This is a genomic window from Tistrella mobilis KA081020-065, from assembly GCF_000264455.2.
GTDB classification, from domain to species: Bacteria; Pseudomonadota; Alphaproteobacteria; order Tistrellales; family Tistrellaceae; genus Tistrella; species Tistrella mobilis.
Map to the genome: position 1 here is coordinate 2,241,630 of NC_017956.1, position 24,253 is coordinate 2,265,882.

The window sequence follows — 24,253 nt, forward strand, 5'->3', positions numbered from 1 at the left end:
CGCCAGACCACATGACCGACGCCACCACCAGCCGCACCGATCGTCCGCGCATCCTGCTCTATGTCCAGCATCTGCTCGGCATCGGCCATCAGAAGCGGGCGGCGACCCTGACCCGGGCGCTGGAAGCGGCCGGCTTCGCCGTCACCTATGTCAGCGGCGGCTTTCCGGTGCGCGGGCTGGATACCGGCCCGGCCGATGTCGTCCAGTTGCCGCCGGCCCGGGCGGTCGACAAGTTCTTCAAGGTGCTGGTCGGCCCCGACGGCCAGGTGATCGACGATGCCTGGCGCGCCCGGCGCCGCGATCATCTGGTGGCGATCGTCGAACGTCTGCAACCGGTGGCGGTGATCACCGAACTCTTCCCCTTCGGCCGACGCCAGCTCGCCTCGGAAATCGTGCCGATGGTGGAAGCCGCGCGTGCGCTTCCCCGCCCGGCGCTGATCGTCTCCTCGGTGCGCGACATCCTGGTCGAGCCGCCGAAGGAAGAGCGCCGCCGCGAGATGCTGTCCCGGGCGCGGCACTATTACGATCTGGTCATGGTCCATGGCGATCCGGCGCTGGTGCCGTTCGAGCGCACCTTCCCGCTGATGGCCGAGGTCTCGGATCTCGTCCGCTATACCGGTTATGTCGTCGACCGGGCCCGCGAGACGGCGCCCCCGCCCGGTGGCAGCGCGCAGGACGGCCGGGACGAGGTGCTGGTCTCCGCCGGCGGCGGCGCCGTCAGCGAGGCGCTGTTCCGCGCCGCCATCGCCGCCCGCGCCCTTACCTCGCCCGCCCTCGCCCGCCGGCGCTGGCGGCTTCTGGTCGGCTGGAACCTGGCCGATCCGGTGCTGGACGATCTCAGCCGGGTGGCGGCAGAGGCCGACGCCACCGGTTTCGTGGTGGAGCGTGCCCGTCCCGATTTCGTCGCCATGCTGGGCCGCGCCGCCCTTTCGATCTCACAGGCCGGCTACAACACCCTTCTGGAGGTGATCGAGAACCGGGTGCCGGCCGTGGTGGTCCCCTATGCGGGCGGACTTGAAACCGAACAGGGGCTGCGCGCCGGCCTGGTCGCCGAGCGCGGCCTGGTCGAAGTGGTCGATGAAGAGACCCTGACCGCCGAAGGCCTGGCCGCCGCTGCCGATCGCGCCCTCGCAGCCGAACGGGACTGGCCGCGGCTCGACATGGACGGGGCCGCCGCCTCGGCACGGCTGCTGCACGACCGGCTGGCGGCCAGGGGATAGCATCGGATGGCTGCCGATCCCTGGGTCGATCTCACCGCCGAACTGGATGCCTGGGCAGCGGCCGGCCGGGCGGCGAGCTTCTGGTGGCGCGACGACGACGCCACCGCGCCGTCGCCCGCGCTCGACCGGCTGCTTGGCCGCGCCGAGGCCTGCGGCGTGCCGCTGGCCCTGGCGGTGATCCCGGCCACGGCCGGGCCTGCCCTCGGCGATCGCCTGGCGGCGGCGCCCGCCGGGATCCGGGTGCTGGTCCATGGCTGGTCGCACGGTAACCATGCCCGGCCCGACAAGAAGAAATCCGAACTCGCCTGCGGCCGGCCGATGGCAGAGATGACCGCCGACCTTACCCGTGGCCGCGCCCGCCTGGACGAGTTGTTCGGTCCCCGCCTGCTGCCGGTCCTGACCCCGCCCTGGAACCGGCTCCCGGCCCCCCTGATCCGGGAGCTGCCGGCGATCGGCATCAACGGTCTCAGCCGGTTCAAACCGCGCAAGACCCGCACTCCGGCGCCGGGGGTGGTGGAGGTCAACACCCATATCGACCCGATCGACTGGCATGGCGGCCGTGGCTTCACGGGCGAGGTCGCAGCCCTGGGCGCCATTGCCGCACATCTGGCCGCCCGTCGCACCGGTCGGGCCGATCCGACGGAGCCGACCGGCCTGCTGACCCATCATCTTGTGCACGACCAGGCACTGGATGGGTTTCTCGACCGCCTGATGGCCCATTTTGCGGCCCATCCGGCCGTGATCTGGCCGGATCTGCAGACCGTTTTCGCCGCCTGATCCCGGCTGGTGCGACGCAACATGTCGATGGTGGTCCACCTCGGCGCAGAACGGCTTGCAAGGCGCGGGGGGCAACGGGCATCCTATCGACGGCGCGACATGGGGATCGCGCAACGCCGAGGATGATCCGGACCGGTGACCTTTTCCACGACGTCGCTTCCGACCACGCCGGAGACTGCCATGGACCTGACCGGCAGGCCCGCGCCGGCATGCGCGGTGGCCGCTGCCCTGCCGCGGTTGCGTCACCGGCCGGGCCCCCTGATCGCCGATCTTGCCCGCGCGGCCGCCGGCGGTGCGGTGATCGCCCTGCCCCTGCTGGTGGTCGATGGCATGAACGGCGTGCTGCAGCTGGCCCTGATCGCGCTGGTGCTGCTGTTCGCCGCCTTCGCGGTTCAGCGCGGGCTCAAGCTCACCGAAAGCTGGACGGCGGAGGGCCATCACATCGTCCGTCGCGGCGCCATCGGCCAGAGCCGGCTGGATCTCTCCCGCCTCAGAACCTTCCGGCTGGAACATTTCGCCCCCCGCAAGGGTGCGGGCTGGTTCCGCCTGCGCCTGGTCGACGACGGCGGGGTGCGGCTCGCGGCCGAAGACACGCTTGAAGACTTCCACCGCCTCGTCGCCCTGGCCCTGGCTGCGGCCGAAGCCCGCGCCCTGCCGCTCGACGACGTCACCACCCATAATCTGGCGGCGCTCGGCCTCGCCCGGGGGATCGCATGAGCGGGCGGCGCCATGCCTGGCCGCAGCCGCGGCCGCTGCTGTCGGTGCGCGATCTGGTCGTGCGCTTTCATCTGCCCGAAGGCCCGCTGACCGCTGTCGACGGCGTGTCCTTCACCATCAATCCGGGCCGGATCACCGCGCTGGTCGGCGAAAGCGGCTCGGGCAAGAGCGTGCTGACCCAGGCGGTGATGGGCCTGCTGCCCTCCATCGCCCGGATCGAGGGCGGCGCCGCAGTCTTCACCGACCCGCTCGACGGACAGGCCACCGATCTTGCGACGCTTGCCCCCACCGGCCGGACGATGCGCCGGATCCGGGGCGGGCGTATCGGCATGATCTTTCAGGAGCCGATGAGCGCATTGTCGCCGCTGCACACGCTCGGCGATCAGATCACCGAGGCGGTGCGGCTGCATCTCAACGAAGATGCCGCAGCGGCGCGCGAGATCGCCGCCGACATGCTGCACAAGGTGGGCTTCCCGAACCCCAAAGCCGCCCTCGACCGCTACCCGTTCGAACTGTCGGGCGGCCTGCGTCAGCGCGGCGTGATCGCCATGGCGCTTGCCGCCCGGCCGGCCCTGGTCATCGCCGACGAGCCGACCACGGCGCTCGACGTCACGCTTCAGGCCCAGATCCTGAAACTGCTCCGCGACCTGCAGGACGAGCTGGGTATGGGCGTGCTGCTGATCACCCATGATCTGGGGGTGGTCTCAAGCCTGGCCGACGACATGGTGGTGCTCTATCGCGGCAAGGTGATGGAGGCGGGCCCTGCGGCCGAGCTGATCCGCAAGCCGGAACATCCCTATCTGAAGGCCCTGCTCGGCGCCGTGCCGCGGATCGGCATGGACCGCACGGAACGGCTGGTGCCGCTGCGCGAAATCGCCCTCGATCCCCGCCTCGCGGCGGATGTGGTGGGGCGTCAGGGCACCGGCCCGAAAGCGGCCGCCGACACGCCGCTGCTCGCGGTCGAGGGGTTGACCAAGCGCTTCACCAGCCGCGGCACCGGGCTCTTCGCCCGCGGCGGCGGCAGCAGCGTGACCGCGGTCGACCATGTCTCCTTTACCGTCGGCCGGGGCGAAAGCGTCGGCCTGGTCGGCGAAAGCGGCTGCGGCAAGACCACCACCTCGCGCATGCTGCTGGGCGCGATCCGTGCCGATGAAGGCCGGATCCTGTTCCAGGGTGATCATGATGCCGCGCCCACCGACCTCGCCGCCCTCGACGACGGCGGCTGGATCCCGTTCCGCAAGCGCCTGCAATACGTCTTCCAGGATCCGTTCCATTCGCTGAACCCGCGGATGACCGTGTTCGACATCATCGCCGAACCGCTGGAGATCCACGGGGTCGGCACCGCGAAAGAGCGCGCCGAGCGGGTAAAGGCGCTGATGAAGATGGTGGGCCTGGATATCCGCCATCTCCGCCGCTATCCGCACAGCTTCTCGGGCGGCCAGCGTCAGCGCATCGGCATCGCCCGCTCGCTGGCACTCGGCCCGGAACTGCTCATCCTGGACGAGCCGGTCTCGGCCCTCGACGTGTCGGTCCAGGCCCAGGTGCTGAACCTGCTCAAGGATCTGCAGGATGCGCTGGGCCTCGGCTATCTGTTCATCTCCCACAATCTGGCGGTGGTCGACTATATGTGCGACCGCATCCTGGTGATGTGTGCAGGCCGGATCGTCGAAAGCGCGCCCCGCGAACGCCTGTTCGAAGATGCCCGCCATCCCTATACCAAGGCGCTGATCGCCGCGGTGCCCGAAGCCGATCCCGACCGGCCGCTCGACTTCGCGGCCCTGATGGATGGCCGCGCCTCGGATCCGGCGGCCTGGCCCGAGCCCTGGCGGCTGGCGCCGGGCATGCCGTCGGTGATGGACGAGGTGACGCCCGGCCATTTCGTCCGCGTGGCCACAAGCGCGGAGGCCGCGGCATGATCCGCCTCACGCGTCTTGCCGGCGTCCTGGCCGCTGCGGCCCTGCTCGCCTTCGGCGCACCCGCACGCGCTGCGGACGGCGACGATGCCGGGCCCGCGATGGGCAGCATCATCGAGATGATGATCTCGCCCAGCGCGCCCATGCCGGCACAGCTGATCGAGCCGCCGGTGCTTGAACAGCAGGTGGCGGAGGGCAAGCTGCCGCCGATGGCCGAGCGACTGCCCAAGGTGCCGGCGGTCGACGATGTCGTCGGCCCCGATCTCCGTCCCGGCCGCTACGGCGGCAGCTGGACGATGCTGGTCGGCCGGCCCAAGGATGTGCGCATGGCGCTGGTCTACGGCTATGCCCGGCTGGTGCGCTACACCCGCGATTTCTCGTTCGAGGCCGATATCCTGCGGGAGATAGATGTCCAGGACGGGCGGATCTTCACCCTGCATCTGCGCCCCGGCCATCGCTGGTCCGACGGCGAGCCCTTCACGGCCGAAGATTTCCGCTATTACTGGGAGGATGTGGTCAACAACAAGAAGCTCTATCCGGCGGGCCCGCCGCGCGAGCTTCTGGTCGATGGAGAGCCGCCGCGCTTTACCGTGATCGACCAGACCACCATCCGCTATGAATGGTCGAAGCCCAATCCGCGCCTGCTGCCGGCCATCGCCGGGCCGCTGCCGCTGACGCTCTACCGGCCGGCGCACTATCTGCGCCAGTTCCACGAACGCTATGCCGATCCCGACAAGCTTGCGGCGATGATCGAAAAGCGCAAGCAGTCGAGCTGGGCGGCGCTGCACAACCGCATGGACACGGCGACCGATTTCAGCAATCCGGACTTCCCGACCCTGCAGCCCTGGCGGCTGCTGACCGCGCCGCCGGCGGTGCGGTTCCTGGTCGAGCGCAACCCCTATTACCACCGCATCGACCTGAACGGCCGCCAGCTGCCCTATCTGGACCAGATGGCGATCGACATCGTCGACGGAAAGCTGATCGCGGCACGGGCCGGCACCGGTGACGCCCTGCTCCAGGCGCGCGGGCTGGATTTCACCGACTACACCTTCCTGAAGGCGGGCGAAAAGCGCGCGGACTATAAGGTATCGCTGTGGCGGACGGGGCGCGGGGCCCATCTGGCGCTCTACCCCAATCTCAATGCCCGGGATCCGGGCTGGCGGGCCCTGTTCCGCGATGCGCGCTTCCGCCGGGCCCTGTCCATGGGCGTCGACCGGCACGAGATCGATGCGGTGCTCTATTACGGCCTGACCATCGGCGGCGGCAACAGCGTGCTCGACGAAAGCCCGCTGTCGCGCCCGGGCTATCGGAAGGTCTGGGCCAACCACGATGTCGACCGGGCCAACAAGCTGCTCGACGATATGGGTCTCGACAAGCGCAACGAGCGTGGCATCCGGTTGATGCCCGATGGCCGGCCGCTGGAGCTGGTGATCGAGACCGCGGGTGAGAGCACCGAGCAGATGGACGTGCTGGAACTGCTCCACGATCAGTGGTTGCAGCTCGGCATCAAGACCTATGCGCGGCCGATGCAGCGCGACCTGTTCCGCAACCGGATCTTCGCCGGCGATACCCTGATGAGCGTCTGGTTCGGCATGGAAGCCGGTCTCGCTACCGCCGAGACCGACCCGTGGGAGCTGGCGCCGGTCAGCCAGCAATCACTGCAATGGCCGAAATGGGGCCAGTACTTTGAGACCGGCGGCCGGTCGGGCGAAGCGCCCGACATGGACAAGCCCGATCAGCTGCTGGCGCTCTACAAGGACTGGACGGTGGCGCCGTCCTCGGCCGACCGTGCGCGGATCTGGCGGGAGATGCTCGCGATCAACGCCGATCAGGTCTACACCATTTCTCTGGTCGCGGGCGTGTTGCAGCCGGTGGTCGCCAATCGGCGCCTGCGCAACCTGCCCGATCGGGGGCTCTACAACTGGGATCCGGGATCGCATTTCGGCCTCTACCGGCCGGAGCGTTTCTGGCTCGACAACTGACGGGCGCCCGACGACCGATCGGGCTCAAGATCCGCCGCGACAGCTGAGGGGCACCACAGAACCCCACGGCGGATCCAGGAGGGGGAGCAAGGCAAGCGATGTTCGCCTACATCGCGCGGCGGTTGCTGATGATGATACCGACGCTGATCCTGATCAGCATCCTGGTCTTCGTCATCATCCAGTTGCCGCCCGGCGACTATCTGACGACGCAGCTTGCCGAGCTGGCAGCCCAGGGTGAGGCCGCCAGCCAGGCCAAGATCGAGTTTCTGCGTGCGGAATACGGGCTCGACCTGCCGCTCTGGGAACAGTACATCCGCTGGGCCTCGGGCCTGCTGGTCGGTGATCTCGGCTACTCCTTCGAATATCAGCTGCCGGTGGCCGAGGTGGTCGGTGATCGCCTGTGGCTGACCATGCTGGTATCGTTCGCCACCATCATCTTCTCCTATGCCGTCGCCTTCCCGATCGGCATCTATGGCGCCATCCGCCAGTACAGCGCGCTCGACCACGGCCTGACCCTCGTCGGCTTTCTGGGCCTCGCCACCCCCAATTTCCTGCTGGCCCTGGTGCTGCTCTATCTGTCGAACATCTGGTTCGGCACCTCGATCGGCGGGCTGATGGACCCGGAATATCTCGACCAGCCGCTCAGCTGGGCCAAGTTCCTGTCGGTCATGGAGCATCTCTGGGTGCCGGTTGTGGTGATCGGCACCTCCAACACCGCCGGCATGATCCGCCGGCTGCGGGCCAATCTGCTGGACGAGCTGCGCAAGCAATACGTCACCACCGCGCGTGCGAAGGGCCTGCATCCGGCGAAGATCCTGGTCAAATATCCGCTGCGCATGGCGCTGAACCCGTTCATCGCGGATCTCGGCAATGTGCTGCCGCAGGTGGTCTCGGGTGCCGCGATCGTGTCGGTGGTGCTGTCGCTGCCGACCACAGGGCCGATGCTGCTGCGCGCGCTGCAGACCCAGGACATGTATCTGGCCGGATCGTTCCTGATGTTCATGGCGCTGCTGACGGTGATCGGCGTGCTGGTGTCGGATCTGCTGCTCGCCCTGCTCGATCCGCGCATCCGCCTCGACGGAGGACGTTCGCGATGAGCGGCCCTGATCGCTACATCTCCCACGCCCCCTTCGACCCCGTTCATGACGAGGTCCTGACCCCGGCGCAGGAGAAATACTATCTCGCCTCGCAATGGCGGCTGATGTTCTGGCGGCTGCGCCGGCACAAACTCGCCATGGCCTCGCTCTGGTTCCTGGGCTTCATCTATCTGGTGATGATCTTCGCTGAACCCTTGAGCCCCTATAATCCCAACACCCGCCATATCGACAACATCCATGCCCCGCCGCAGACGGTGCATCTGTTCCACAATGGCGAGTTCGTCGGCCCCTTCGTCTATGGCACCCGCTATGCGCTGAACATGGACACCCTCACCCGCACCTATTCCGAAGACCGGGTGCGGCCGCTGCCGATCGGCTTCTTCTGTTCGGGAGAGCCCTACCGGCTCTGGGGGCTGATCCCGATGGATATCCGGCTGGTCTGCCCCCCCAAGAGCGGCACGCTGTTCCTGCTGGGCACCGACCGGCTGGGGCGTGACATGCTCTCGCGGGTGATCGAAGGCGCGCGGATCTCGCTGACCGTCGGTCTGATCGGCATCACCATCAGCTTCGCCCTGGGCATCCTGTTCGGCGGGCTCTCGGGCTATTACGGCGGCTGGGTCGATGCCGGCATCCAGCGGCTGATCGAGGTGATCCGCTCCTTCCCGGAACTGCCCTTGTGGATGGCGCTGTCGGCCGCCATGCCGGTCACCTGGCATCCGCTCTGGATCTTCATCGGCATCACCGTGATCCTGGGCCTGCTCGACTGGACGGGTCTTGCCCGGGCGGTGCGCTCGAAACTTCTGGCGCTGCGCGAGGAAGACTATGCCACCGCCGCGGTGGTCATGGGCGCCCGGCCCAAGCGGGTCATCCTCCGCCATCTTCTGCCCAATTTCATGAGCCATCTGATCGTCTCGGCCACGCTCACCATCCCGGCCATGATCCTGGGCGAGACCGCACTCTCCTTCCTGGGTCTCGGCGTGCGCGCGCCGCTGATCTCCTGGGGCGTGCTGCTCAACGATGCTCAGGACATCAACGTGGTGACCCAGTATCCCTGGCTGCTGCTGCCGGTGGTACCGGTGGTGCTGACGGTGCTCGCCTTCAACTTCCTGGGCGACGGGCTGCGCGACGCGGCCGATCCGTACCAGACCTGAACAGCCTGGAGCCCCAAAAAAGAACGCCGGCCACAGGATGGCCGGCGTTCTTCATGTCGAAGGCGGGTTCAGCCTGGATCAGCAGGCCGCCATACGGTCGGCTTCGTCGCCGGTCGCCAGCGACCGCATCCGCTCGGGGTCGAGCAGGCGGACGGCATGGACGCCGTCCAGCGAGATGATGCCGTCGCGCTTGAAGGCGGCGAGGGTCCGGCTGACGGTCTCGATCGTCAGGCCCAGATAGTCGCCGATATCGGTCCGGGTCATCGGCAGCGGCAGCGGGTCGTTCGCCTCACCGCGTGCCTCCAGCCGGTCATAGAGGCCCAGCAGGAACGAGGCCAGACGCTCTCGGGCGCTCTTGCGGCCCAGCAGCAGCATCTGCTCGCGCGAGCGGGCGATTTCGTCCTGCGCAAGGCTCAGCAGACGGCGGCCCAGAACCGGGATCCGCTCCTGCAGGTTTTCGAAATCACGGCGCCGAAAGCGGCAGACCGACACCCGGGTCAGGCTCTCGGCAGCCAGGCCGCCCAGGCGGTCGTCGCCCAGGCCAAGAAAATCTCCGGGCAGCAGGAAGCCCAGAACCTGGGTCCGCCCGTCCGGCAGGCTCTTATAGAGCTTCGCCGTACCCGCGGTGACGTTGTACACATAGGGCGACTGCTCGCCTTCCTCGGCAAGCAGCGCATGGGCCGGAACCTCGATCCGCGACACGATCGACGCCACCGCCGACATCGCATCATGGCCGAGATCGCCGCAGAAAGTCAGGGCACGCACGTCGCAGGCATCACAATCGACACGCGCGCAGCTCGTGGGCGGCTGTCCGGAACTGGGCAGAAGGCGGCTGTTGTTCATGGCTCTCGGACCTTATCGTCTGGGGGCGCATCCGTTATATGCCGGGCGCCTTTGCGGGACCGTTAATGGACCGCGTGTTTGTTGCAGATCAAATCTATCATGGCTGCGGACGGTTTCAGAGTGACGTTTCGTCACGCTCCGGTCCCAGGGCATTGCATGCAACGCCGGGCTGACACCCCAATCGGATCATGATCTGGCACCGGATGATGTGCTAAACAGGGTCGCCGCACCCGCCGCATCCATCCTTTCCGGAGCGCCACCCCGTGACCCTTGGAGATGCCGTCGACGCCCTGGTTCTGGGCATTGTCGAAGGTCTGACCGAATTCGTGCCGGTCTCCAGCACCGGCCATCAGATCGTCGTCGCCGATCTGCTGAATTTCCGCGGCGACTTCGCCATCGCCTTCAACGTGATCATCCAGCTGGGTGCCATCCTGGCAGTCGTCTGGGAATATCGCGGAAAGATCGTCCATGTCGTCGCGGGCCTGCCCAGCGATCGCGAGGCGCAGCGTTTCACCCGTAACCTGCTGATCGCCTTCTTCCCGGCGGTCATTCTGGGGCTGCTCTTCGCCGACATCATCCAGGAATATCTGTTCAACCCGATCACGGTTGCAACGGCGCTGGTGATCGGCGGCCTGATCATCCTCTGGGCGGAGAAGCGGGATCACCGCGTCCGGGCAAACTCCACCGAAGAAATGCGCTGGTCGGATGCGCTGAAGATCGGGCTATGTCAGTGCCTTGCGCTGATCCCCGGTACCTCGCGCTCCGGCTCCACCATCATGGGCGGGCTGATTTTCGGCATGTCGCGCAAGGCGGCCACCGAATTCTCGTTCTTCCTCGCCATCCCGACCATGATCGGCGCCACCGTCTACATGTTCCTCAAGCACGGCTCCACCCTGCTTGCGGGTGATCTGGGCGTGCTGGCGATCGGCTTCGTCACCTCCTTCATCTTCGCGATGATCGCGGTGCGGGGCCTGCTGAAATTCATCGGTCAGCACAGCTATGCCGTGTTCGCCTGGTATCGCATCGCCTTCGGCCTGTTCATCCTGGCGACCTGGGTGTTCGGCTGGATCGACTGGACCAGCGTCACCGACCTCTGACACCTCCCGAACCGCCCCTGGCGGCCTCTCCGTTTTCGAACGGCTTTAGCGGAACCTGCGCTTGGGATCGTGCAGGTTCCGCTTTTCTTTTGCGAGCATCACCCAAGGTGCATTCGGCATGGACCACCGCCGGACCGCGCCGTCACGCCACGATGTTCTTTCAGGCCGGCGCGCATGACGCGTCTTCGGCAGAACCCCTTCAGGCGCCCGCGCTAACGTCGCGTCAGCAGGCAGGCCCCGCATGCCGATGGTGAACAACCGCCGGGATGACGAGGCCGGGTTGAACATGCTGACGTGAAAGGATGCGACATGCTGAGGATCGATCGTGTATCCCCGGCGCTGGTCCGGATGACCATCGACAGGCCGCCCGCCAATGCGCTCACCCTGGATCTGATCCAGGCCCTGGCCGACACCCTCGTGCGCTTCGGGGAAGCGGCCGAGGCACCGGCCGTGATACTGACCGGGGCCGGTCAGCGCTTCTTCAGTGCCGGCGGCGACATACGCGAAATCGAGACGCAGGCAGACATCGCGCTGCCCAGAATGCGCGTCTTCCACCATCTGCTGACCGTGCTCGAGAACTATCGCTGCCCGCTGCTCTGCGCCGTAAACGGCTATGCGGTGGGCGGCGCGCTGGAACTGGTGCTGTACGCCGACTACGTCGTGGCGAGCGAAGACGCCCGGTTCGGCTTCCCCGAAATCAATCATGGCCTGCTTCCGGCGGCGAAGGGCATGCGTCAGGCGATGAACCGCCTGGGGCGCCGGGTTGCCGAGCGGCTCCTCTATTCCGGCGAACTGGTTTCGGCACCCGAGGCGCAGGCGATGGGCCTGGTCGACGAGGTCGTTCCGTCGCAGGATGTGCAGGACCGGGCCCGCGTCGTGGCCGAGGCCCTTCGTCTCAAGGACATGCATCTGTTCGCCGCGATCAAGCGGACCTTCAATGACGCGCCCCTCATGACCGACGCGCAGCTCGAAGCGCGCACCCTCAGCGACATGCAGGATTATCTGAGCCGCGCAGAGACCGCCGCGGCGCGCGAACGGTTCCTCCAGCGCAAGGCGAGGCAGACCCATGATTGACGGCGATCATCTCCGGCTTGAATTCATGACCTCGCCCGAGGTCGCCCGTGCCATCGAAAACGGCATGCGGACCATCGTCATCCCTTGCGGTGCGGTGGAGCAGCACGGGCCGCATCTGACCCTCAGCGTCGATGCCGACCATGCGGAACACCTGGCCGTCCTGGTGGCCAAAGCTATCGGAGATGCACTGGTTGCACCGACCATAAGGGTCGGCTGCTCCTCCCATCATCTCGCCTTTCCCGGCACGATCTCGCTGCAGGACAGCACTTTCGAAATGATCTGCCGGGATTATTGCACCAGCCTGGCGCGGCACGGCTTCGACCGCATTCTCATTTTCTCGGCACATGTCGGCAACTTCCCGCCATTGGCCGGCATGCTGCCGCGCTTGAGATCGGCCGTGCCCGCCTCCTGCCGCGTCTCGGCATTCACCGATTCCAGGGCCTGGCTTGAACGGTGGCGTGATGCCGTCGAAGAAGCTGGGGGTGAGCCGATCAGGGTGGGCGGTCATGCGGATATCGCCGAAACCTCGCTGATGCTCGATATCCACCCCGAGCGGGTGCGTACCGCTAAGTACGAAGCCGGAAAACCGGGTCTTCTGTCGCAGAGCGACCTGGAACTGATGTGGCGCGACGGGCTTGCGGCCGTCAGCGCCAACGGCATCCTGGGCGACCCCAACGGATCCTCGGTAGCGATCGGCAGGCACTGCATCGAGCGGATCGCCGCCCTCCTCGTCGCGGGTTTTGCCGAAGACGATCCGGCGTAACCGGGCGGATCCTCCGCCCGCCAAACAATATTCCGAACACCCGGCAAACCTCGCGGATCTTCGGCAGCTTCTGCTGCGGGCTTCGTGACAAGCTTCCAGTCATTAGAGGGGTATTCCAAACAAACCCGAGAAGGCATCCCAAAATGGCAGTCAAGTTCGGCTTCTGGTCCGAGCAGGAAACTCTGGTCGGCCAGAGTTATGCGCGCCGGCTTCATGAGCTTGTCGAGGAAGCGGTCTTCGCCGAGAAGATGGGTTTCGACATCGTCAGCCTGTCCGAACAGCATGTCGCACTGGGCGGGATTTCCAGCTCCGCGCCCGAGGTCGTCTATGGCTACCTCGCGGCGGTCACGTCCCGGATCCGGCTGCGGCCGGCGGTCTCGCTGATGCCGAAGAAGATCAATCATGCGCTCCGGACGGCAGAGCGTGCCGCTGTCACCGACATCCTGTCCAACGGGCGCATGGAGCTCTATTGCGGCCGAGCCAACACCACGATCGCGATGCGGGCCTTCAACGTTGAGCCTGCCGAAACCCTGTCGCAGATGGAGGAAGGCATCGCGCTCATCCGCGAAGCCTTCAGCAAGGACATCTTCACCTTCAACGGCGAGCACTACCAGGTTCCACCCCGCATGCTGGTCCCGAAGCCGCTTCAGAAGCCCTATCCGCTGATGGGCATCGCCGCGACCAGCGAGCGCAGCCACGTCTGGGCGGCCCACCAGGGGCTCGCCGTCCTCAGCCACACGCTCTATCAGGGCTGGGAGGCGCAGGCGAAGATGGTCGAAGCCTATCGGTCGGCCTGGCGCCGGGATCCGAACGGCCCCCTCGACCGTCCGCGCCTCGGCATGCCAGTGTTCCTCGGGATCGCTGAAACCGATCAGGCGGCGAAAGACATCTATGCCGAGCCGCTGATGCACTACGCCCGCATCTCGACCGATGCCTATCCCCGGCTCGCGAAGATCGCGGACGATTACGCCTATATGGGCGAAGGGCTGGAAGCCCTGCAGCGCGCGGCCACCGACTGGGATTACCTCCTCAACGACTCGGCCAGCCTGGTCTGCGGCAGCCCGGATACGGTCATCCGTCAGCTGGAACGGTTCATCGACGCCGGCGCCGAAGAAATTCTGTTCCACATCGACTCGGTTTCGCATGCGGAGATCATGAAAGCGATCGAGCTGGTCGGCCGCTATGTCATTCCGCACTTCAATGACCGGAACAATGTCGTGCGCCCGACGGACGAGATCCTCGAACAGATCCGCATGATGCGCAAGACCGGCCCTTCGGCCTGACAGCCTGCCGACCGATCTGGAGAGTCTCATGACCGACAAGACCTATGCAGGCCTGCTCGTCGAGAAGCGTGCGAGCGGCGTGGCCGTTATCACCCTGAACCGGCCCAACATTCTGAATGCCATCGACTGGCCGATGCACGCCGCGCTGGAAGAGCTGTTCGTCGACCTCGACAATGACCCGGCCGTCAAGGCCGTCGTGCTCACCGGCGCGGGCCGCGGCTTCTGTTCAGGCGGCGATCAGAACGCGCTCGACGACGACGTGGGAACGATTTCCGCCACCCGCTCCGGGCGTCATCTCATCCGCAACATGCTCGAACTGGAGGCGCCGCTGATCGCCGCCGTGAACGGGGTTGCCGTCGGTCTTGGTGCCACGCTCGCACTGTTCTGCGATGTCGTCTTCGCAGAACCCGGCGCGCGCTTCGCCGACACCCATGTGACGGCCGGGGTGGTTGCCGGAGATGGCGGCGCGGTGATCTGGCCGCTCCTTCTGGGGCCGGTCCGGGCGAAACACTATCTGATGACCGGCGACTTCATTTCGGCGGAGGACGCGGCAGCGGCCGGCATGATCAACAAGGTGGTACCGGAAGGCACCGTCGTCGAGCATGCGATCCGCTATGCAGAGATGCTGGCATCCGGCCCACGCGACGCCATCGTCTGGACCAAATACGCCGTCAACAAGCTGATCAAGGATCAGGTTCATCTGAACCTCGACACGGCGGCGGCGCTGGAAATGCTCACCTTCAACAGCCCTGAGCGCAAGGAGGCCGTGGCCACCTTCCGGGAGAAGCGCAAGCGCTTTGCAGAAGGTGGCTACTGACATGGGCGGATCGCACTCGTTTTCCCCGGCCTCGCCGACTGCCATTGCCCCCTCTGCCATCCTCCCGTCACCAATGCCGCCCGACGACGCAACATTGCCGTCGCTGCTTCGTGACCGCCGGGACAGCATGGGCCAGGAGATCGCCTTCTTTCAGAAGCGTGCCGGCTCGTGGCACGCCTCGACCTGGGATGACTATGCACGGCAGGTCGCCTGCCTGTCGCGCGCCCTCCTCGATCATGGCCTGCAGAAAGGGGATCACGTCGCCATTATCGGCGACGTCTCGCAGGAATGGGTCATCGCCTTCATGGCGACGGCCTGTTCCGGCGGCGTGGCGGTCGGGATCTATTTCACCTCGTCGACAGAGGAGGTGGAATATTTCCTGGAAGACTCCGGCAGCACATTCGTCTTTGTTGCTGGTGAAAAGGAACTCGGCATCCTTCTGCGCAGCCGGCAGGCGGCAGCGCTCAAAAAGATCGTGGTGTTCGATCCCACGGTTCCGTCCCTCGGCAACATCGTGACGCTGTCGCAGTTCTCCGCGCCGGCTTCGGCCTGTGCCGCGCTGCTCGACGATCAGGCCGGCCTGGCACGTCCCGGCGACAATGCCTGCATCGTCTACACCTCGGGGACGACCGGCAATCCCAAGGGCGCGATCCTTACCCACCGGTCGCTGATCCAGGGGGCGGCGACCACCCGAAGCTATTGCCCGGCCCTTTACCGCGACCCCCAGCGGGTGGTCGTCCATCTCCCGCTCTCTCATGTCGTGGGGCTCGGACAGGGGATCGTCTTTCCCCTCATCAGCAAGGTAACGCCCTATTTCGGCGAGACCGGTGCCGACTTCGCGACGACCATTCTGGACGTGAAACCGACCTATTGGATGGCGCCGCCACGCTTCTATCAACGCTATGCCGCCGAACTGGTCAGCAGGATCAATGCATCCTCGTCGGCACGGAAGACGTCCTATCACTTTGCGATGTCAATCGCACAGAAGGCCCTTGCGGATCGCCAGGCGGATGGCCCCGATGATCCGCTTCTTCAGGCGCTTTTCGCCACCTGTCGCGATCAGATCTTTCTGCCACTTCTGGCGGAGATCGGGCTCGACCAGCTGACGTCTCCCTATACCGCGTCCGCACCGATGCCGCCGGACGTCATGAAGCTCTGGCAGACATGGGGTGTGAATCTCAAGGAAGCCTATGGGCAGACCGAACTGGTCGGGGCAAACGTCGCCCAGATGCGCGACTGGTCGACGCCCGGCACGATCGGCGTACCGATCGCGGATCCCCGCTGGAAGACGCGGGTCGCCGGCGACGGCGAAATGCTGGTCGCGGGGCCCGGCCTGTTCATCGGCTATCTGAACAAGCCCGAGGAGACGCTTGAGGCGCTCCGCGACGGATGGCTTCACACGGGTGATGTCGTTCAACTTCGCCCGGATGGCTTGCTGGCGATCATCGATCGAAAAAAGGAGATCATCAACACCTCCGGCGGCAAGTCGATCAGCCCGGCGCAGATCGAGAATGAATTGCGGCAAAGTCCGTACATCTCGGAAGCGGCGGTATGCGGTGACGGGCGCAAATACCTCGTGGCCTTGATCGAGGTCGACCACATCGCGACCGCCGACTGGGCCCAAAGCCGCAACGAAATCATCAACACATATGCGGATTTCTGTTCGTCGGAAGCCGTCATCCGCCTGATCGAGGGCGAAGTCGCCAAGGCAAACCAGAGGCTGGCGCCTGTCGAACAGATCAAGTCATTCCGGATCCTCCCCGAGGAACTGACGGCCGAGAATGGCGTGATGACGGCCACCAGAAAGAAGAAACGGAAGGTCCTGAACGAACGCTACAAGGACCTTATCGATTCGCTCTATGACCATTCCGAGGACTCACTGATCCGCGGCGCCCTCTCGAACATATGACGTGATCGAAGGATTGTCATGACGATGCTCTCTCGCACCTCACGCCATCCGTTTCTGTCCTCGACGGCAGAGATCATCGACGAGGCGCGCAATGGTCGGATGTTCATCCTTGTCGACGACGAGGATCGGGAGAACGAGGGCGATCTCGTCATCCCGGCCCAGATGGCCACGCCTGACGCCATCAACTTCATGGCGACACATGGCAAGGGCCTCATCTGCCTGGCGCTCAGCAAGCAACGGGTCGATCAGCTCGGCCTCAAACTGATGAGCGCCGAGAACGGCACGCGGCACGCGACGGCCTTCACGGTCTCGATCGAGGCGCGCGAGGGTGTTTCCACCGGCATTTCCGCAGCCGACCGGGCGCGGACCGTGGCGGTGGCGATCGACGCGGCCCGCGGCCCCGAACATCTCGTCTCCCCGGGCCACATATTTCCTCTGGTGTCCCGACCGGGCGGCGTGCTGGTCCGCGCCGGGCATACCGAGGCGGCGGTCGACGTCGCGCGGTTGGCCGGCCTCAACCATTCCGGTGTGATCTGCGAGATCATGAAGGAAGACGGCACGATGGCTCGTCTCGACGATCTCATCGCCTTTGCCCGCCGTCACGGGCTCAAGATCGGCACGATCCGCGACCTGATCGCCTATCGCCGCCGCCATGATCATGATGTCGAACGTGTCGTCACGGCGAAATTCGACAGCCGATGGGGTGGCACGTGGAGCGCCATCACCTTCCGCAGCACGGCGACCGGGACGGAAGCGATCGCGCTGGTGAAGGGCGCGATCGACGCGCGGCCGACCCTGGTGCGCATGCACCCGCTGGACATCCTGTCGGACGTGCTGGGCCAGACCGGTGATCGCAGCGATATCGTCGCCCGGTCCATGGCCGACATCGCCGCGGAAGGTCGCGGCGTCATCGTGCTGTTCAGCCGCGATCTGCCGATGTCGCAGCTTCTTCGGGTGAAGTCGGGTGAGCCGATCGTGGATAAGACCGAGCTGCGCAATTATGGCATCGGCGCCCAGGTTCTGGCCGAGCTGGGCATTCACGACATGATCCTTCTCTCCAATTCGGAGCACACCCCGGTCGCCCTCAGGGGTTATGGCCTGAACATCGTGGAGCGCCGGACACTGCCGGTCGCCACCGCTGCCCCGTGAAGCCGGTTCACCCGACATCCGGCCCCCATGCTGAACGGCCGTGTCCGCAGTCACGATCGGGTCGACAGCATGTCATTCCATCGCCTTGTGGGAGGCTCAGCATGTCCGCGCACGATCATGCCGTTCTGAAACATGTGGAGACGGCGGCCTTCAGAACGCTCCTCAGATCCGTTGCCGGGTCGGTCTCCATCGTGGCCTCGGGCCAGGGGCCCGACAGACGTGGTCTGACCGTTACCGCCGCCACCTCGCTATGCGTCGAGCCGCCGATGGTTCTCGCCTGCATCAACCGCAATGCCGAGGCGCATGACGTCATCCTCCGCACCGGCGCCTTTTCCTGGAACGTGCTCGCCGCCGATCAGGTCCGGCTGGCGGAACGCTTCGCCGCGATGGACGGCAGCAAGGGCGCATCGCGTTTCACCCCCGTCGACTGGCACGATCTGGCCACCGGCGCGCCGGTTCTTCTGCATTCGGTCTGCAGTTTCGATTGCAGGATAGAAGACACTCTCCAGGTCTCCACACATACCATCATCATGGGTGCGGTTGTCGCGCAGAGCCACAACCATGACAAACGCCCCCTGATCTATGCCGCGGGCAGATTCGGAACCCTGGAATATTTCGACCTCGCGGTCCCGGGGAAATAATCCCTCTCCCGACCCTGCACCATAACCGTCCCGCAGACAGGCTTTCCGGACATCTCGGATCCGGAGAGAGGGTGGCGTGCGCGGTGCTGATCCCCGCCGCACCGTCTCGCCCACCCCCTCCATCGCCCCCTCCTCCCCCACTATCGCCCCTCCCCCCTTCCGATGCTGCTTGTCCGACACTCCCCGCCGATATGGACAAGCCCCATGCCCTGCTCGCCCACGTCACCTCCTCCGGGAGCGGAACGTGAGCACTGCGTGCTGCCCGATACCGGGTTCCGACCGAAACCGACCCGGCACAACCGCGTATGCCCGGTCCTTTTGGAGACTGCAGGATGATCGAAGACGCAACCACAAAGGTGTCGGCGCCGCCGCTGACAGCCACGCCGACCCGCCATCGGCGGTATGCCCTGACGATGCTGTTCCTCATCTACATGCTGAATTTTGTCGATCGTCAGATCGTCAATATTCTGGCGGAACCGATCAAACGGGAACTGGGCCTTGCGGACTGGCAGCTGGGGTCGTTGACCGGGCTGTCTTTTGCCCTTTTCTATGCGGCTTTGGCCCTTCCGATCGCGCGATGGGCAGAGCGTGCGAACCGAGCCAGGATCGTGGCGCTCTCAGCGATCATCTGGAGCCTTTTCACAGCCCTCTGCGGCATCGCCCAGAACTTCGCCCAGCTGTTCCTCGCCCGGGTCGGCGTCGGCGTCGGCGAGGCCGGCTGCACCCCCGCCTCCCAGTCTCTGATCACCGACTACACGAGCAGAGAGAAGCGGGCCTCGGCGCTGGCCTTCTTTTCCATGGGCATTCCGGCGGGTTCGCTGGTCGGCATGATGGTCGGCGGCCTGATCGCGGACCAGCTCGGCTGGCGCGCCTCCTTCGCCCTGGTCGGCGTGCCCGGCATCATTCTGGGGCTTCTCGCGTTTTTTACCCTGCCTGAGCCACGCAAATCCGCCTTTGCCGCGAAAGAGGTGCAGACGACGCCCCCCCTCAGGGACGCGCTGCGCGAACTCGGCAGGAACCGCACCTATATCTGCCTGACGATCGCCATGGTCGCGATGAGTTTCGGGACCTACAGCAATCTCGGATTTCTGGGCTCCCATTACCTGCGCAACCATGCCGAGGGATTGGTCACCCTGGCCGCTGCGGTCAACGACCTCACCGGTCTTCAGCTGGGCGCCACCGGCTTTCTCGGCACGGCGCTGGGGCTCATCATCGGCATCTTCGGCGCGGCAGGCACCTGGCTGGGTGGCTGGGTCACCGACCGCGCCGTACGCCGCAACCTGAATGCCTATGCCACCATTCCCGCCGTGGCGGCGCTCTGCATGCCCTTTGCGCTGCTCGCAACCTATCTCACGTCGAATACATTGGCGGCGCTCTGCCTTCTGAGCCTGCCCATGATGCTGCAATCCATCTATTACGGCCCCATCTTCGCGACGGTCCAAAGCCTGGTCCGCCCGCGCAGCCGGGCAACGGCCACCGCCATCTTCCTGTTCTTCGCCAATCTGATCGGGCTTGGTCTCGGGCCGCTGTCGGTGGGCCTGCTCAGCGATTTTCTCGCCCCCTCGCTCGGCTCCGGTGATGCCATCCGCTGGGCCCTGATCAGCACTGCGGTGGTCTTCATCGTTGCCGCCACGGCCTTTCTGGCGGCGCGAAAGAGCATCCATCAGGACATCGTCAGTTGACGGGATGATCGTCCCGCAGGCCTCATACCCGAAGCAGATCCCGATCAGGCGGCCTCGCCTGATCGGGCCCCTTCCGTGCCGGATACCCGCGCCGACCCCGCGTCAGTCCCCCACGACCTCCGTCCGGTCCCGCAGATATCGACGCGGAGGTTGTCCCATGTGCTTTCTGAACATGGCGGTGAAAGCACTTGGGGAATCATATCCCAGCTCCTGCGAGATCGCCTGGACGGTCGCCCCCATCGACAGCCGCTGAACGGCCATCACGATATGGAGCTGCTGGCGCCACCGGCCGAAGGGCATCCCGGTATGTTTCAGGACCAGCCGGGCAAAGCTGCGCTCGCTCATCGCGACCGCTGCCGCCCATTCCTTCAGGGTCCTGCGATCGTCCGGCGTCTCCAGCAATTGTGCTGCAATACGCTGTATTCGTGGATGGCTGGACACCGGGAAATGCAGCGGTTCCGCCTTCATCTGCGCAAGCTCGTCCAGAATGACCTGCGCCAGACGGCTCGTGGGGCCTTCCAGAGGATAGAGCGGCGGCTGGTTGGCCAGATGAAAGATCATCTCGCGCAGCATCGGGTTGATCGAAAACGTCGCGCAGGCATTCGGAAGCGGTGAAACGCCTGTGGTGATGAACAGGCAATATGCCCGGCCGTTGTCCGACATGGAGACGCTGTGGGGGATCTCTCCCGGAATCCAGACCGCACCATTGGACGGAACGATACGAAGCCCGTCGAGCGTCCGGCACATGACCGAACCTTCTGCCGCCACCACCAGCTGCCCCTTCCGGTGCTGATGGATCGGCAATTCGTCGTCGTCCACTTCGCGGCGGATCAGGAACGAGGTGACCGGCCGGGCAAGCTCGTCAGGATCAAGCGCGGCAAAGCTGACACGCAGGCCAGTGACATCCCATGGCCGCGCCACCGCCTCGGCGATCGTCGAGGCGTCCGGCCGTATGGCACCCTTCCGCACAATCTTCGGCAATATTGCGCCCCCTCACGCATTCCACCGCGAAACATACGCCCAATTTGACAGTTTCGCGACATAAAATGGCAATCCCATAGATCCTGCCAAGGGTTGGTGTCGGATACACTCTCCGATGTGCACAGCCGGAAGGCAGATGGAAGGCGTATCGACCCGAAGAGGTCTGTCCGGCGGTGTTTTCCGCCGTCGCGCCGGTTCTGAGCCAGGCCATCCGCTGTGCAAAGGGGAGTCGCCATGATGAACGGGAGTCACCATCATGAACACGCTGACGCTCGACAGGACGGACATCAAGATCCTCAACGAGTTGCAGAAGGACGCTAATCTGACGAATGTCGAGCTTGCCGGGCGCATCAACCTGTCTCCGTCGCCCTGCCTCACGCGCGTGAAGAAGCTGGAGCAGATGGGCATCATCGAGAGGCGGGTCACCCTTCTGAACCCGAAGGCGATGGGGCTTGAAATCAACGCCTATATCCAGGTCACGCTCGACAAACAGCCGCAGTCGGCGCTGGAGAATTTTCGGGAGTCGGTCGAGCGGATTCCGGAAGTGATGGAATGCAACTGGATGACCGGCGACTGCGACTTCCTCCTGCGCGTGATCCTGAGGAACGTCGAAGACCTTGAACATCTGATCACGAGCAAGCTGTCGAAAATCGAGGGTGTCGCCACCATCAGGTCCAACCTGGTTCTCAAACAGATCACCTACAAAACGGCGCTGCCCATCGGCACATCCCACACGATCATCGTCCGGCTCTGACACCGACCCTGTGCGACCTCGCCACCCGGAAGCGAAGCGGGGCTTGCCGATCACGGCCGGCCCCTCAATATCAAGGCGTGGCGATTTTCGTAGGCGCGCCCTGCGCACTCAACCATCGAAACCGGGCCGAAAACGTCGTAAAAGGGCGTGCCGTCATATGCACGCCCCTTCTCAACAAGCCGAGGCCGCAGGAAACCCGTGAACGATCAATGGCGTAAGATAGCCGTTGCCCCGATGATGGACTGGACCGACCGGCATGACCGCTATTTTCTGCGGCAGATCAGCCGGCGGGCGGTGCTGTTCACCGAGATGATCACCACCGGGGCCCTCATCTACGGGGATGCCGCCCGGCATCTGGCTTACGATCCGTCGGAACATCCGGTCGTGGTGCAGCTCGGCGGCTCGGACCCCAAAGATCTGGCGACGGCGGCCCGTATCGCCGCCGATGCCGGCTATGACGAGATCAATCTGAACTGCGGCTGCCCCAGTGATCGGGTCCAGTCCGGCCGCTTCGGTGCCTGCCTGATGGCCGAGCCGGAGCTGGTGGCGGAATGCATGGCCGCGATGAAGGCCGCGGTCGACGTGCCGGTGACGGTGAAATGCCGCATCGGCATCGACGACCAGGACGAGACCGAAACCCTGTTCCGCTTTGTCGAAACGGTGGCATCGGCCGGTGTCGGCGTCTTCTACGTCCATGCGCGAAAGGCCTGGCTCAAGGGGTTGAGCCCCAAGGAAAACCGGGAAATTCCGCCGCTGAACTACCCGCTGGTGCATGCGCTGAAGCGCGCCCGCCCGGATCTTGAAATCCTGATCAATGGCGGGCTGAGCACGCTCGATCAGGCCGGGGTGGAGATCGGGGGCGGGCTCGATGGGGTGATGTTCGGCCGCGCCGCCTATCACGACCCCTATATCCTGGCCGAGGTCGATACCCGGTTTTACGGCGAGACCACCCGGATCCCGGATCGGTTCGAGATCGCCGAGCGCATGCTGCCCTATATCGAGGCCGAGTGCAGCCGCGGCACCAATCTGATCGCGATCACGCGCCACATGCTGGGCCTGTTTCAGGGCCTGCCCGGTGCCCGCGCCTATCGCCGGTATCTGAGCGAGAACCATGCCCGCAAGGGGGCCGGACCCGAGGTTCTCGTCGCCGCTCTCGACGAGATGCGCCGTCGCGGCCGCCATGCCGCCTGATGCTTGCAGGCCACCCATGCAACCTTTGCGTTCTTTTCCGCATGGCGCACTGCAGCATCGACTGCCATGATGCCTCTGACGTGATCTGTCGAGGCCGGGTGGAATGAGTACAGTATCGACATCCGAAACAGCGCCCACCCCCTTCATGCAGGGGCTGCGCGACGCCGTCCCGGTGGCGATCACCTTTCTGTTCATCTTCACCGCCTATGGCGCCGTTGCCCGGCAGGCCGGTCTGGATGCCGCGGAAACCGTGGCGGTCACCCTGGCGATCTTTGCGGCGCCTGCACAATTCGTGATCCTGGAGCCGCTGAAGCAGCACGCCTGGATCACGGTTACCGGCATCGCCCTGGTGGTGAACTTCCGCTTCCTGCTGATGGGCGCGGCACTGGTTCCGCATTACGGGTCCCTGCCCCATCGCCGGGTGCTGCCGCCGCTGCTCTTCCTCTCGGCCAGCACCTTCGCGCTGGGCTATACCTGGGCCAATCAGCATGCCACCCGGTCGGCGACAGAAAAGCTGCGCTATTATGTGGGGGTGGTCACGCTGTCGGTGCCGCTCGCCGCGGGCGGTTCCGTCGCAGGCTTCCTGGCCGATGACGTTCTGCCCACCGAACTTTCGGCCCTGCTGCTGCTGGTGATGCCGGTCTACTTCACCACCCTGCTCGCCAAGGCGGCCCGGCGCCGGGCGCCGTTCGTCGCCGGCCTCATCGGCTTCGTGCTGGTCGACCCCGCGGATCAGCTGGTCCCCGGTTTCGGCCTGATGATCGTGGCGGTCACCACCGGGCTGGTCATCGTTCTGGTCGAAGAAATCGGCGCCCGCCGCGGGAGGGCTGCATGACCGCTCTGCTCGACTCGTTGATGACCGACTGGCGGGTCTGGCTCGCGATCCTGCTCGCCGGCGTGATCAGCCATGCCCTCCGGCTGCTGCCCTTCGTGGTGTTGAAAGCGCCCGACAACGCCGCCGCCAGCCCCCTCTTCCGCTTTTTCGACTATGCCGCCTTCGCCGTGCTGGGCGGGATCATCGGCAGCGCCCTGCTGGCGCCCCAGGCGGGGCGACCGCTGATGGGCTATGCCCATCCCGGCACGCTGGTCTCGGTGGTGGTGGTGGTCGAATGCTTCCTGATCGCCCTTCGCCTGGACCGCCCGCTGCTGATCGTGCCGATCGGACTTGCCAGCCACGCCCTGCTCACGGCCCTGCTGGTCGGCTGACGCTTG

The 24,253-nt window shown here is 65.5% G+C and carries 22 protein-coding genes; 20 read left to right on the forward strand and 2 right to left on the reverse strand.

Annotated elements, in window-relative coordinates:
- The first annotated feature begins 11 nt into the window (after positions 1-11).
- From TMO_RS10175 to TMO_RS10205, 7 genes are all read left to right on the forward strand, one after another.
- Positions 12-1,220: a glycosyltransferase family protein gene (locus TMO_RS10175; protein WP_014745537.1), complete on the forward strand. Its 1,209-nt coding sequence runs from the start codon at positions 12-14 to the stop codon at positions 1,218-1,220.
- 6 nt (positions 1,221-1,226) lie between these two features.
- Positions 1,227-1,997 carry a polysaccharide deacetylase family protein gene (locus tag TMO_RS10180; protein ID WP_014745538.1) on the forward strand — a complete coding sequence of 257 codons (771 nt, stop codon included), beginning with the start codon at positions 1,227-1,229 and terminating at the stop codon, positions 1,995-1,997.
- Positions 1,998-2,177: 180 nt separating this feature from the next.
- A complete protein-coding gene (locus tag TMO_RS29355; protein ID WP_014745539.1) occupies positions 2,178-2,714 on the forward strand; it encodes a hypothetical protein in 537 nt (178 codons plus the stop codon).
- On the forward strand, positions 2,711-4,630 hold the full coding sequence (locus TMO_RS10190; protein ID WP_014745540.1) for an ABC transporter ATP-binding protein: 1,920 nt from the start codon (positions 2,711-2,713) through the stop codon (positions 4,628-4,630). The genes TMO_RS29355 and TMO_RS10190 overlap by 4 nt, the downstream gene beginning before the upstream one ends.
- The gene (locus tag TMO_RS10195) at positions 4,627-6,609 is read left to right on the forward strand and encodes an ABC transporter substrate-binding protein (RefSeq protein WP_014745541.1); all 1,983 of its coding nucleotides are present in this window, start codon (positions 4,627-4,629) and stop codon (positions 6,607-6,609) included. Before TMO_RS10190 ends, TMO_RS10195 begins: the two co-directional genes overlap by 4 nt.
- A gap of 98 nt (positions 6,610-6,707) precedes the next feature.
- The gene (locus TMO_RS10200) at positions 6,708-7,706 is read left to right on the forward strand and encodes an ABC transporter permease (protein WP_014745542.1); all 999 of its coding nucleotides are present in this window, start codon (positions 6,708-6,710) and stop codon (positions 7,704-7,706) included.
- Positions 7,703-8,857, forward strand: a complete 1,155-nt coding sequence (locus TMO_RS10205) for an ABC transporter permease (RefSeq protein WP_014745543.1) — start codon at positions 7,703-7,705, stop codon at positions 8,855-8,857. The genes TMO_RS10200 and TMO_RS10205 overlap by 4 nt, the downstream gene beginning before the upstream one ends.
- A gap of 78 nt (positions 8,858-8,935) precedes the next feature.
- Here the strand turns inward: TMO_RS10205 and TMO_RS10210 are convergent, their stop codons facing one another.
- Complete coding sequence (locus TMO_RS10210; RefSeq protein WP_041605957.1) at positions 8,936-9,622, reverse strand: helix-turn-helix domain-containing protein; 687 nt, start codon at positions 9,620-9,622, stop codon at positions 8,936-8,938.
- 341 nt (positions 9,623-9,963) lie between these two features.
- Between TMO_RS10210 and TMO_RS10215 the strand changes: the two genes are divergently transcribed.
- The 9 genes from TMO_RS10215 (at position 9,964) to TMO_RS10255 (ending at position 20,115) form a co-directional block, all read left to right on the forward strand.
- Positions 9,964-10,797: an undecaprenyl-diphosphate phosphatase gene (locus tag TMO_RS10215; RefSeq protein WP_014745545.1), complete on the forward strand. Its 834-nt coding sequence runs from the start codon at positions 9,964-9,966 to the stop codon at positions 10,795-10,797.
- Positions 10,798-11,106: 309 nt separating this feature from the next.
- Positions 11,107-11,871, forward strand: a complete 765-nt coding sequence (locus tag TMO_RS10220; protein ID WP_014745546.1) for an enoyl-CoA hydratase/isomerase family protein — start codon at positions 11,107-11,109, stop codon at positions 11,869-11,871.
- Positions 11,864-12,634 carry a creatininase family protein gene (locus TMO_RS10225; protein WP_014745547.1) on the forward strand — a complete coding sequence of 257 codons (771 nt, stop codon included), beginning with the start codon at positions 11,864-11,866 and terminating at the stop codon, positions 12,632-12,634. The genes TMO_RS10220 and TMO_RS10225 overlap by 8 nt, the downstream gene beginning before the upstream one ends.
- Positions 12,635-12,777: 143 nt before the next feature.
- Complete coding sequence (locus tag TMO_RS10230) at positions 12,778-13,917, forward strand: LLM class flavin-dependent oxidoreductase (RefSeq protein ID WP_014745548.1); 1,140 nt, start codon at positions 12,778-12,780, stop codon at positions 13,915-13,917.
- A gap of 28 nt (positions 13,918-13,945) precedes the next feature.
- Positions 13,946-14,734: an enoyl-CoA hydratase/isomerase family protein gene (locus TMO_RS10235; protein ID WP_014745549.1), complete on the forward strand. Its 789-nt coding sequence runs from the start codon at positions 13,946-13,948 to the stop codon at positions 14,732-14,734.
- Between the two features lie 127 nt (positions 14,735-14,861).
- A complete protein-coding gene (locus TMO_RS10240; RefSeq protein ID WP_014745550.1) occupies positions 14,862-16,643 on the forward strand; it encodes an AMP-dependent synthetase/ligase in 1,782 nt (593 codons plus the stop codon).
- Positions 16,644-16,661: 18 nt separating this feature from the next.
- Positions 16,662-17,792, forward strand: a complete 1,131-nt coding sequence (gene ribB, locus TMO_RS10245; RefSeq protein ID WP_014745551.1) for a 3,4-dihydroxy-2-butanone-4-phosphate synthase — start codon at positions 16,662-16,664, stop codon at positions 17,790-17,792.
- Positions 17,793-17,893: 101 nt separating this feature from the next.
- Positions 17,894-18,433, forward strand: a complete 540-nt coding sequence (locus TMO_RS10250; protein WP_014745552.1) for a flavin reductase family protein — start codon at positions 17,894-17,896, stop codon at positions 18,431-18,433.
- Between the two features lie 332 nt (positions 18,434-18,765).
- Positions 18,766-20,115 (forward strand): spinster family MFS transporter, encoded by a 1,350-nt coding sequence (locus TMO_RS10255; protein ID WP_014745553.1) that lies wholly within the window; start codon positions 18,766-18,768, stop codon positions 20,113-20,115.
- A 102-nt stretch (positions 20,116-20,217) separates the two neighbouring features.
- Here the strand turns inward: TMO_RS10255 and TMO_RS10260 are convergent, their stop codons facing one another.
- Positions 20,218-21,036 (reverse strand): AraC family transcriptional regulator, encoded by an 819-nt coding sequence (locus tag TMO_RS10260; RefSeq protein WP_041605959.1) that lies wholly within the window; start codon positions 21,034-21,036, stop codon positions 20,218-20,220.
- Positions 21,037-21,352: 316 nt separating this feature from the next.
- Between TMO_RS10260 and TMO_RS10265 the strand changes: the two genes are divergently transcribed.
- The 4 genes from TMO_RS10265 (at position 21,353) to TMO_RS10280 (ending at position 24,247) form a co-directional block, all read left to right on the forward strand.
- Positions 21,353-21,850, forward strand: a complete 498-nt coding sequence (locus TMO_RS10265) for an Lrp/AsnC family transcriptional regulator (RefSeq protein WP_014745555.1) — start codon at positions 21,353-21,355, stop codon at positions 21,848-21,850.
- Between the two features lie 198 nt (positions 21,851-22,048).
- Entirely contained in the window at positions 22,049-23,041 is a 993-nt protein-coding gene (dusA, locus tag TMO_RS10270; protein WP_014745556.1) for a tRNA dihydrouridine(20/20a) synthase DusA, read from the forward strand.
- 103 nt (positions 23,042-23,144) lie between these two features.
- The gene (locus tag TMO_RS29360) at positions 23,145-23,876 is read left to right on the forward strand and encodes an AzlC family ABC transporter permease (protein WP_081598862.1); all 732 of its coding nucleotides are present in this window, start codon (positions 23,145-23,147) and stop codon (positions 23,874-23,876) included.
- Positions 23,873-24,247, forward strand: a complete 375-nt coding sequence (locus tag TMO_RS10280) for an AzlD domain-containing protein (RefSeq protein WP_014745558.1) — start codon at positions 23,873-23,875, stop codon at positions 24,245-24,247. Before TMO_RS29360 ends, TMO_RS10280 begins: the two co-directional genes overlap by 4 nt.
- Positions 24,248-24,253: the final 6 nt, after the last annotated feature.